The sequence below is a fragment of the Streptomyces sp. NPDC059452 genome, assembly GCF_042750035.1.
Taxonomy (GTDB): domain Bacteria; phylum Actinomycetota; class Actinomycetes; order Streptomycetales; family Streptomycetaceae; genus Streptomyces.
Window position 1 is genome coordinate 26,369 of sequence record NZ_JBHYVE010000049.1, and the last position, 9,805, is coordinate 36,173.

Below are 9,805 nucleotides of genomic sequence, written 5' to 3' on the forward strand. Positions count from 1 at the left end.
CGCCCCGAAAACCCAGCTCACAGGTGCCCAGCCGGACAAGAAGGTTGAGAACCTACAGGTGGGACGGGGCGGTCGGCCACCGGCAGGGCTGCCCCGTCAGTGACCGCCCCGGTTCTTGACGCAGGGGCCCGTTCCGGGCTGGGGCTCGCTGTAGGAGCCGTGCACCCGGCTGGTCATCTCGTCCGCCGCAACGTTCCCGGAGACGCAGGCGACACCCGTGTGGACGCTGTAGAACCCCTGGCTGACGTAGACGCCGTGCTCGGGGCCGCAGCCGAGCTCCGCCAGCGCCTTGGTGATCCGCCTGTCGCTGAAGTCACCCTGCTGCATGACCACTTCCAGCTCGGCCCGGATGAGTTCGGCCGAGCCCTCGCCCTGCGCGGCCGCTTCCTCGCTCAGCTCGGCCGCCATGCGGTAGGCGTGGTTGTCACCGTAGTTGGGCGGCGCGTCCGGGCCGCTGTTGCCGCCACCGCTGCCGCCACTGCCCGAAGCATCCGGAGCAGAGGCGGAGGGCGGGGCGGGCGGCTCGGGGGGCGCGGAGTCCCCGTCCGGCTGTGCGCACAGGGGGCGCGGGCTGAAGGAGGGCTGGGGCGTCGCGGCCGAGGTGGCCGATGGGGCCGATGCCTGCACCGTGCCGCCGCGCTGGGAGCCGCACGCAGTGACCGTCGCGGTGAGGAGGGCGGCGCCGACGACGGCGATGACGGCGGAACGTCCGAGCCCGAGAGGTCCGGTCATCGCGCTCAGCTCCAGAGCGTGGCGATGAAGATGTTGGCGACCGTCAGCCCGCCGACCGCCGCGAACGCGCCCTTCTCGACCTTCTCCTCGTCCCGCTTGACGTAGACCAGGCCGAGGATGACGACGAGGAGCAGCAGCTTGACGCCGATCTTGATGTTGTTCACCGGCTGGCCGTCGGCCTGGTTGAGGCCGACCAGGGCGACTCCGGTGACCAGCATCGTCAGCGCGCCGTGCAGCATGGCGGGCACGAAGCGCGCGGTGCCCGCGCCCATGGCCTTCATCTGCGTCAGGAAGCCGCCCAGCAGGGAGGCGATGCCGACGATGTGCAGGGCGACGAAGACACCGATGAGTCCATTCATGGTTCCGGAGCCTAGCCATGGCCAGAGGATCGCCAGGCAGTGAGGCAAGCCTTCCTTGGGCCGTCGCCCGGAACTGTGCGCTCCGCGCCCGAACCTGCCGGAATGATCACTTCCGCCTCCGCATCGCCGATCACCTGACGGCGGAGAAACGTCACATCCGGGCAATAGCTGTCATGGCGACCCTTTTCCACGCGCCGCGCATAGCGTCCCTCGCGGGCCCACCGGTATCCCCCGGCGGGCAGCCGACAGGAAGGATTCCGCCCTCGTGGCCGCGCACCGGAAATCCGCTCACCGGAAACCCAAGCAGCGCCCGTTCACCGGCCCTGCTGCCCGCACCGCCGCCACCCTGGCGCTCGCCGGGGCCGCCACCGCCACCTCGGCCACCGGGGCCGGCGCCGCACCCGCCGAGCCCGCCCCCACCGCCGCCCAGGTCCGGGCGAAGGTCGACCGGCTCTACCACGACGCCGAGGTCGCCACCGAGAAGTACAACGGGGCGAAGGAGAAGGCGGCCGCCGCCGCGAAGGCCGTCGACGCTCTGGCCGACGAGGCCGCGCGCCGCACCGAACGCCTCAACACCGCCCGCCACGCGCTGGGTTCGCTGGCCACCGCCCAGTACCGCACGGGCGCCCTCGACCCCGCCGTACAGCTGGCCCTCTCCTCGGACCCCGACACCTACCTGGAGCGCTCCGCCTACCTGGACCGGGCGGGCGACCGACAGGCGGGGCTGCTCAGCGGTGTCCGGCGGCAGCTCTCCGGCCTCGCCCGGGTCAAGGCCCGCGCCGACCAGGAGACCGAGGCGCTCGCCGCCCGCCGGGCCGAACTGCACCGGCACCGCACCGCGATCCGGACCAAGCTGGCCGACGCCCGCAAGCTCCTGGCCACCCTCACCGCCGACGAACGCGCGACCTTCGAACGCTCGGCCGACGCCCGCCACGGCGGCGCCCCGGCCCACGCCGACCGCTCCGCCCCCCGCACCGCGACCACCGCCGCCACGCCCGCCCCCGCCTCCGGCACCCGCGCGGCCCGGGCCATCTCCTTCGCGCACGGGGCGATCGGCAAGCCCTACGTCTGGGGCGCCACCGGCCCCAACGCCTTCGACTGCTCGGGCCTGACCCAGGCGGCCTGGCGGGCGGCGGGCGTCAGCCTGCCCCGCACCACCTACACCCAGATCAACGCCGGCCAGCGGGTCCCCCGCTCCCAACTGGCCCCCGGCGACCTGGTGTTCTTCTACTCCGGCATCAGCCACGTCGGCCTCTACATCGGCAACGGCCAGATGATCCACGCCCCGCGCCCGGGAGCACCGGTCCGCATCGCACCCATCGACCAGATGCCCTTCGCGGGAGCCACCCGGGTGGCGTGAGGCCATGCGCCCCGGGGGACTCGGGCCCGGGCGTCCTCAGACCAGCCGTCGCGCCGTCGCCCAGCGGGTCAGCTCGTGCCGGTTGGAGAGCTGGAGCTTGCGCAGCACCGCCGAGACGTGGGACTCCACCGTCTTCACCGAGATGAACAGCTGCTTCGCGATCTCCTTGTACGCATACCCGCGCGCGATCAGCCGCAGCACCTCGCGCTCGCGCTGGGTGAGGCGGTCCATGTCCTCGTCGACCGGCGGGGCGTCCGTGGAGGCGAAGGCGTCCAGGACGAAGCCGGCCAGACGGGGGGAGAAGACCGCGTCGCCCTCCTGGACCCGGAAGACCGAGTCGACCAGGTCGGTGCCGGTGATCGTCTTGGTGACATAGCCCCGGGCGCCGCCCCGGATCACGCCGATGACGTCCTCCGCCGCGTCCGAGACGGAGAGCGCGAGGAAGCGGACCGGGTCGTCGGCCGCGCCCATCAGCGGGGCGCAGCGGCGCAGCACCTCGACGCCGCCGCCGCCGGGGAGGTGGACATCGAGGAGGACGACCTCGGGGCGGGTCGCCGTGATGACGGTGACCGCCTGGTCGACGTCGGCGGCCTCGCCGACCACCTCGACGCCGGTCTCCTCCGTGCGGCCGATCTCGGCCTGCACCCCGGTACGGAACATCCGGTGGTCGTCGACGAGCACGACCCGTACCCGTCGCTCCGGGCCCCCGGTGGCTTCGGTGTTCTCGGTCATTCGCTCGCCCTTTCCATCTCCAGCTCGACCTCGGTGCCCCCGCCGGGCACCGAACGCAGCCGGGCAGTGCCGCCGTTGCGCTGCATCCGGCCGATGATTGATTCTCGTACGCCCATCCGGTCGGCGGGAACCTCGTCCAGGTCGAATCCCGGACCCCGGTCCCGTACGGAGACGAAGACCGTGGCGCCCTCGACCTCCGCGAAAACCTGGACGGCACCGCCCTCGCCACCGTACTTGGCGGCGTTGACCATCGCTTCGCGCGCGGCCTGCATCTGGGCGCCCAGCTTGTCGTCGAGGGGGCAGTCACCGACGACCACGACCTCCAGGGGGACGCCGTGCTTGTCCTCCACCTCGGCGGCGGCCCGCTTCACCGCCTCGGCCAGGGTCTCCGGTTCCTCGTCCTCGTCCTTGCCGGTGCCCTCGGGGTTGTAGAGCCAGTTCCGCAGCTCGCGCTCCTGGGCGCGGGCCAGGCGTCTGACCTCGCCGCCGTCGTCCGCGTTGCGCTGGATCAGGGTGAGGGTGTGCAGGACGGAGTCGTGGACGTGGGCGGCGACCTCGGCCCGCTCCTGGGCCCGGATGCGCATCAGCCGCTCCTCGGAGAGGTCCTGGGTCATCCGGACCAGGTAGGGACCGGCGAGCAGGGCGATGCCGGTGAGGACGGCGATGGCGGCGGTCAGTACGTTGCCGAGCTGGGCGGCCGAGCCCCGCACCACCATGAAGACGGCGAGCCCGAGGCCCACGAGCGCGACCCCGGCCAGCGCCCGGGCCAGTTGCAGCAGCCGACGGCGGCGGCCGACCTCCATCCAGCGGGCGCGCCGCGCGTTGTCCGCCTGACGCCAGACGAGGACGGAGCCCGCGCCGATGAGGAGCATCGGCCAGATGTAGCGGTCGGCCCCGCTGCCCATGTCGACGCTGGAGACGAAGCCGACGGCCCCGATGAGCAGGGCGACGAGCGCGAAGACCTGGCCCGGGTCCGGCTTACGGAGTCTTCGCCGGCCGTCCGGAGCGGTCTCGAACACCGAGCGCGGGGCGTGGACGCCGCCCACACCGCCGACCCCGAGGGGGACGACGATCCAGAACACCGCGTACAGCAGGGCGCCCAGGCCGTCGCTGAGGAAGAGCCCGAGGAAGACGAACCGGACCCAGGCGACCGGCAGCCCGAGGTGTCCGGCGAGCCCGCGCGCGACACCGCCCAGCATCCGCCCGTCGGCGCTGCGGTACAGCTTGCGCAGCGGCGGCTCCTCCGGGTCGGAGGCGAGTGAGCTGTGCGCGGCTCGGGCGGTGGCGGCTGGCATACCCCGATCGTCACACGCGGCGAGGGCGGGAGGCATCAGGGTAGTCCCCCTGATCGACCCTGATGCCAGCCCCACCCTCTCCCTTCCGGCCGGGGTTCCTCGGCGGGGAGACACCTGCGGCTCCGCGGGGAGACACCTGCTGCTCGGCGGGGAGACACCTGCTGCTTGGCGGGGAGACACCTGTACCCGAACCTGTGCCTGAACCTGTGCCTGTGCCTGTGCCTGTGCCTGTCCCTGTCCCAGCCGCTCCGGGTTTCCTGCGGGTGGGTGCCTGTACGTGCCTCCGGCCGTTCCCCTGCGGGGACGGCCGCGCGAAATCAGGGACCGGCCAGGGTCGGTGCGGCTCCCCTCGGGCGGTGCGGGCCGTCACCATGGAGGCATGACCGCTCCTTCGGACGCCGACCTCGGCGTCGCGCCCCCCGACGCACCCGGACCGCAGCTGCGGCGCAGCCCGCGGCAGAAGGTGGTGGCCGGGGTCTGCGGCGGCCTCGGCCGGTACTGCGACGTGGACCCGGTGATCTTCCGGATCGTGCTCGGCGTCCTCTCGCTGACCGGCGGCATCGGCCTGATCTTCTACGGCTTCGCCTGGCTCCTGCTGCCCCTGGAGGGCGAGGAGGAGAACGAGGCGCGCCGACTGCTGTCGGGGCGGGTCGACGGGGCGTCCCTGGTGGCCCTGCTGCTAGCGCTGATCGGCTGCGGGCTCTTCCTGTCGATGCTGGGCAACCGGGGGATGCTGGCCTTCGCCGCGCTGCTGTCGGTGGCCGTCGTCGGCTGCTCGGTGTGGACGCAGTCCCGCCGGACGGCGGCCCCGGAGGACCCGGCGGCCCCCCCGGGCACCCCCGCCGCCGCCCCCGCCCACCCGCACACGGGCGGCCTCGGTACGGCCCCGCCCGAGGTGAAGGCCCCGCCGACGCCGGGCGGTCCGTCATGGTGGCGCGACCCCATCGTCAAGGACGGCACGACGGGGCCGGTCGGCGCAGGCTATCTGTGGGGCCCGCAGAGCATGGACCCGGACGCGGCGCAGGCGAAGCGGCGCCCCGGCCCGGTCGACCCGTTCCGGCCGCCGGTCCCGGCGCCCACCGCGCCGGAACCGCGGTCGATCGGCGGTCTCGTCTTCCTGACCGCGCTGGTCGCGGCGGGCCTGGGCACCGGGCTGAGCTGGGAGCAGCAGCCGCTGGGTACGGCGTTGCAGATCGGTCTGGCCGCCGCGCTCGCGGTGTTCGGGCTCGGCCTGCTGGTCTCCTCGGTGCTGGGGCGGACCGGTTTCGGCACGGTGCTGATGGCGATCCTCACGGCGGGGCTGCTCGCGGGCGCGACGATGCTGCCGAAGGACATCAGCACGGACTGGGCCCGGCACGAGTGGCGCCCGGCCTCGGTCGCCGCCGTCCAGCCGCAGTACCAGCTGGAGAGCGGCGACGCCCTGCTGGACCTGTCCGGGGTGACGGTCCCGCGCGGCGGGACCGTCAGCACCGCCGTGGAGGTCGGGGCGGGGCGGGCGTCCGTCGTCGTCCCGAAGGACGTGACTGTGGAGGTGCGGGCCGAGGTGGGGATCGGCGGCGTCCGGCTGGACCGGGGGCCGGACGAGCACACGGCGCTGGGCGCCGGTCTGGAGATCGACCGCACCCTGGACCCGCCCGAGGGGAGCAGTCCGGCCGGCACGGTCGAGCTGCGGCTGGAGATCGGTATCGGACAGGTGGAGGTCAGCCGTGCTGCGTCATGAGTTCCGGCCCGGCCGGACGATCCAGGGCGTGGCGATGCTGGCCCTGGCCGGGGGCTTCGCGGCCGACGCGGCCGGGGCGTGGGAGATCCCCTGGTCCTTCTTCCTCCCGGTGTTCTTCGGGGGCCTGTCGCTCTCGGCCGTGGCGACCTGGGGCGCCTACATGCTCCGGCGGCGCCGGGACGCGAGGAAGGCGTCGGCGGAGAACATCGGGGCGCCCGCGAGCACCAGTGGCAGCCACGCCATCAAGTAGGGGAGGTCGTTGCCGTAGTAGTACGGGGTCGACTGCCAGCTCACCGTCAGCCAGAGGCTCAGCGAGATCAGCGCACCGCCGAGCGCGGCGAGCCGGGCCCAGAGGCCGACGAGGGTGCCGAGGCCGACGAGGAGTTCGCCGATCGCGATGGCGTAACCGAACCCCTCGGGGCTCCTGAGCGCCAGGTCGACGAGGGCGGGGATCGCGGAGGAGTCGCGGACCGTGCTCATCAACTCGCCGATGGAGCCGGAGCCGGTGGCGGAGAGGAACCCGCTGTCCGTCAGCTTGTCGAGCCCCGCGTAGACGAAGGTGACGCCGAGGAAGATCCGCAGCGGCAGCAGGGCGTACTCCCGCGCCCGCTCGCGCAGCCCTCTCGGCTCGCCCAGACCGTACGCCCCGCCGCCGCCGTAACCGTTCATCACCGCTGCCCCGCTTCCCGAAGACCCGTCACCTGACCATACGTACGCCTGTCCGGCGGCGCTCACCAGGGCTGCGGGGCAATCAGCGGCCATCAGCAGCAATCAGCGGAAGAAAGCAGGGGAAAGCAGGAGGCCGGGGGGTCAGTCCGTCACATCGATGGAACAGCGGTTGGTCTCCACCCCGGCGGCCGTGATGACCTGGACGTCCACGGTCCCCGGTTCGACCTCGACCGGGACCGGCACGGTGAGCACGGTGTCGGTCGGGTTGGCGAAGCCTCCGGCGACCGGGATCAGCGGTACGTGGACGTGGACCGTGCCGATCCGTACGACGAGCCGGGCCAGCCGGTCGGGGCTGCCCGCGCCCGGCGGTACGAAGCCCGCGCCCCGGATCTCGATGTCATCGCCGGTCCGGATCGGGGCGTCCAGGTCCCCGGCCTCCCGGGCCCGTACGACGGACAGCACGACCGGACGGCCGCCCTCCGCGTACTTCCCGGCGAAGTAGGTCGCCGCCGAGACCGCCACCAGCAGGGCGAGCCCCCACGGCAGGTCCGGCAACTGCTCGGGGCGGCGGGCCAGCCGGACCCCGGCGAACAGTACGGCGACGGCGCTGACCAGCACGTACTGCACATCCGTGAACGAGCCGCGCCCCGAGTCGTCGGTGAGCAGATCGGCTGCGCGCGGCCGGTCCGCGCGCAGCTTCTGGAGCCGCTGGCCCAGCACCCGTACGGTCACGACGCGGCGCACCACGACCGCGACCGCGCACACCAGCGCCAGCACGGTCAGCACCCCGGCGGACCGCACCAGATCCAGCCCCTCGATCAGCGCATCGCGGTCGGCCGGGTCGGAGGCGCCCGCCAGCTGGAGAGCGAGCACCAGAACGGCGAAGACGGCGAGCAGGACCCACGCGGCGGCGACGGTCCTGGAGGTGGAGAGCCGGTTGTCCTCGCCGATCAGCGGGGCGAGGAGGCCACCCCGAGCGCGGTGGAAGCGGGCAGCGACGGTCAGCAGGGCAGCGGTCACGAGCGCGGCGGCCAGAGCGGCGGTGCGGGCGGTGGTCCAGCCGGGCCCGATCGCGGTGAGGCTGGCACCGACGAGCAGGGCGACGACCGCACCCCAGACCACGAGCAGGGTGCCCCGCCACACATGGTGCAGCCAGACGTCACCGGCCGCCCTGCCCCGTTCCGCGACGGTACGGGCGGACTCGGTCAGCTCGTCGGAGACCCACTGCCGGGAGGCGGAGGCGGACTGGGCGACCCCGGCGGGCAGGCCGTTCCCGGCGGCCAGTTCATCCCGTTTGGCCAGGAACGCGGCGACCGCGCGCCGGTGCCCCTCGCGTGCTCCGTGCGGGCAGTCGCCACACGTACACCCCCCGCCGTGTGTGCCGCCCACTCTCGCCTCGTCCAACGCCACGGAGATTTACACCCTTTCCCACCCCGGTACAGCCAACTCACCTGCGATACCAGCGAATTGTGCCGTACGGGACGGACAGCCTCCGCATCGGGGCGGCCCGGAGGCGGCCCTCGTCAGAACGTTCGACTGATCCGCTGCCACAGGGGCTGGTAGTTGATCCAGGCCACCAGGTCGCTGCCGAGCTGTTCACGGGTGGTGAGTGCGTCCCGGTGGCCGATCAGGACGGGCTTCCCGGCGGCCCGCGCCAGCAGCTGCACCTGGCAGGCGCGCTCCATGGTCAGGAACCACCAGGCCGCCGCGTCCACCGAGTCCCCCACGGTCAGCAGCCCGTGGTTGCGCAGGATGACCGCCTTGCGCTCCCCGAGCACGGCGGCGATCCGCCGCCCTTCCTCCTCGTCCACGACCACACCGGAGTACGCGTCGTACAGCGCGTGGTCCTCGTAGAACGCACAGGATTCCTGGGTGATCGGCTCGATCAGCTCCCCGAGCGCGGCCAGCGCCCGCCCGTACGTGGAGTGGGTGTGCGCGACGGCGACGGCCCCGGGGCGGGCCCGGTGCACGGCCGCGTGGACGGCGAAGGCGGCCTGGTTGACGTGGAAGCGGCCCTGGACCACCTGCCCGTCGCCGTTGACGAGGATCAGGTCCTGCGGGGCGATGTCGGCGAAGGGCGCGCCGAAGGGGTTGACCCAGTAGCAGTCGGCCAGCTCGGGATCGCGCACGGTGATGTGCCCGGAGACCCCGTCCTCGTACCCGTACTGCCCGAACAGCCGCAACGCCCCGGCGAGCCGCTGCCTGCGGTACGTCCGCTCCTCGTCCGGCGACGCGTGCACGGGCGGCATCGCGAAGTGCAGCTGCTCTACGGGGATGGGCGCGGGGGCGGGCACGGCGGGCGGCTCGGACATGGCGGCTCCTCACTTTCCCGGGGGCGTACGGAACCGGAAGTTACCGGCGGGTGGGCCCGCTGACCAGAGGCAGGACCCTGGGGGTCAGGTGCTGAGCACGAGATAGGCGAGCGTCAGATACGAGCGGTAGCCGCCGTAGTAGCCGGTGCGGCGGGCGTCGACCTCGGCCATCACCTCGGCGTGCAGCGGATGGCCCGGGTTCTCCAGCGCCCAGCGCTGCCCGCGCCCGATCGGCCCCTCGGACTCGAAGAGGTCCCACTCGCGCTCGTCGGCGACGGTGACCTGGAGCGCGCGCAGCCCGAGCGACTCCGCCAGCCGGATCAGCTCCAGCAGCGAGCCGAAGTCGCCGGGCGCGGCCCCGATCCCCTTCAGCGCGGCGGGCGTCGGCTCCTTCAGCCAGACCCCCTCGCCGAACAGGACCCGTCCTCCGGGCCGTACGGCTGGCCGACGAGCGGAGCAGGTGGCGTCGGGCCTTCTAGTGCGGGGCGTCGTGACCGGAGCCGGACGAGGGTGGGTGCCAGTGATTTCCGGGGGGCTAGGGCCTGTCGTCAAACTGCCGTCGTCGCCCGAAGGGCGGCCGCGCGGCGCATGGTGCGTGCGATCGCAAGGCGCCGGAATGGTCTCGT

10 protein-coding genes and 1 pseudogene are annotated in these 9,805 nt (G+C 73.2%); 3 read left to right on the forward strand and 8 right to left on the reverse strand.

All coding sequences use genetic code 11. The annotated features are described in order from the left end of the window. Window positions 1-96 precede the first annotated feature (96 nt). Together ACFW9Z_RS35060 and ACFW9Z_RS35065 are read right to left on the reverse strand one after the other, a co-directional pair. Entirely contained in the window at window positions 97-732 is a 636-nt protein-coding gene (locus ACFW9Z_RS35060; protein WP_384647547.1) for a hypothetical protein, read from the reverse strand. Between the two features lie 5 nt (window positions 733-737). Further along, on the reverse strand, window positions 738-1,091 hold the full coding sequence (locus tag ACFW9Z_RS35065) for a hypothetical protein (RefSeq protein ID WP_384647550.1): 354 nt from the start codon (window positions 1,089-1,091) through the stop codon (window positions 738-740). A 265-nt stretch (window positions 1,092-1,356) separates the two neighbouring features. Between ACFW9Z_RS35065 and ACFW9Z_RS35070 the strand changes: the two genes are divergently transcribed. Then, on the forward strand, window positions 1,357-2,451 hold the full coding sequence (locus ACFW9Z_RS35070) for an NlpC/P60 family protein (protein ID WP_384647552.1): 1,095 nt from the start codon (window positions 1,357-1,359) through the stop codon (window positions 2,449-2,451). Between the two features lie 36 nt (window positions 2,452-2,487). Here the strand turns inward: ACFW9Z_RS35070 and ACFW9Z_RS35075 are convergent, their stop codons facing one another. Both ACFW9Z_RS35075 and ACFW9Z_RS35080 read right to left on the reverse strand, forming a co-directional pair. Continuing rightward, a complete protein-coding gene (locus tag ACFW9Z_RS35075; protein ID WP_084748772.1) occupies window positions 2,488-3,183 on the reverse strand; it encodes a response regulator transcription factor in 696 nt (231 codons plus the stop codon). Next, window positions 3,180-4,478, reverse strand: a complete 1,299-nt coding sequence (locus ACFW9Z_RS35080) for a PspC domain-containing protein (protein ID WP_384647554.1) — start codon at window positions 4,476-4,478, stop codon at window positions 3,180-3,182. Before ACFW9Z_RS35080 ends, ACFW9Z_RS35075 begins: the two co-directional genes overlap by 4 nt. Window positions 4,479-4,857: 379 nt before the next feature. On the opposite strand from ACFW9Z_RS35080, the gene ACFW9Z_RS35085 reads away from it, so the two are divergent. Continuing rightward, complete coding sequence (locus tag ACFW9Z_RS35085) at window positions 4,858-6,198, forward strand: PspC domain-containing protein (RefSeq protein ID WP_384647556.1); 1,341 nt, start codon at window positions 4,858-4,860, stop codon at window positions 6,196-6,198. Next, a complete protein-coding gene (locus ACFW9Z_RS35090; protein ID WP_384647559.1) occupies window positions 6,185-6,448 on the forward strand; it encodes a hypothetical protein in 264 nt (87 codons plus the stop codon). Before ACFW9Z_RS35085 ends, ACFW9Z_RS35090 begins: the two co-directional genes overlap by 14 nt. Here ACFW9Z_RS35090 and ACFW9Z_RS35095 read toward each other — a convergent pair. The 4 genes and pseudogenes from ACFW9Z_RS35095 to ACFW9Z_RS35110 form a co-directional block, all read right to left on the reverse strand. Then, on the reverse strand, window positions 6,355-6,867 hold the full coding sequence (locus tag ACFW9Z_RS35095) for a DoxX family protein (protein ID WP_384647561.1): 513 nt from the start codon (window positions 6,865-6,867) through the stop codon (window positions 6,355-6,357). The two genes, ACFW9Z_RS35090 and ACFW9Z_RS35095, sit on opposite strands and share 94 nt — an antisense overlap. Before the next feature lie 141 nt (window positions 6,868-7,008). Next, entirely contained in the window at window positions 7,009-8,277 is a 1,269-nt protein-coding gene (locus ACFW9Z_RS35100; RefSeq protein ID WP_384647564.1) for a hypothetical protein, read from the reverse strand. Window positions 8,278-8,390: 113 nt separating this feature from the next. Next, on the reverse strand, window positions 8,391-9,179 hold the full coding sequence (locus ACFW9Z_RS35105; RefSeq protein ID WP_384647566.1) for a class II aldolase/adducin family protein: 789 nt from the start codon (window positions 9,177-9,179) through the stop codon (window positions 8,391-8,393). Window positions 9,180-9,263: 84 nt separating this feature from the next. After that, window positions 9,264-9,805: pseudogene (locus tag ACFW9Z_RS35110) on the reverse strand (hypothetical protein); the annotation flags it as partial.

Coding starts and splice junctions, on each gene's coding strand:
- ACFW9Z_RS35085 (WP_384647556.1), top strand. CDS start 4,858: ATGACCGCTCCTTCGGACGCCGACCTCGGCGTCGCGCCCCCCGACGCA.
- ACFW9Z_RS35060 (WP_384647547.1), bottom strand. CDS start 732: ATGACCGGACCTCTCGGGCTCGGACGTTCCGCCGTCATCGCCGTCGTC.
- ACFW9Z_RS35105 (WP_384647566.1), bottom strand. CDS start 9,179: ATGTCCGAGCCGCCCGCCGTGCCCGCCCCCGCGCCCATCCCCGTAGAG.
- ACFW9Z_RS35095 (WP_384647561.1), bottom strand. CDS start 6,867: ATGAACGGTTACGGCGGCGGCGGGGCGTACGGTCTGGGCGAGCCGAGA.
- ACFW9Z_RS35065 (WP_384647550.1), bottom strand. CDS start 1,091: ATGAATGGACTCATCGGTGTCTTCGTCGCCCTGCACATCGTCGGCATC.
- ACFW9Z_RS35075 (WP_084748772.1), bottom strand. CDS start 3,183: ATGACCGAGAACACCGAAGCCACCGGGGGCCCGGAGCGACGGGTACGG.
- ACFW9Z_RS35080 (WP_384647554.1), bottom strand. CDS start 4,478: ATGCCAGCCGCCACCGCCCGAGCCGCGCACAGCTCACTCGCCTCCGAC.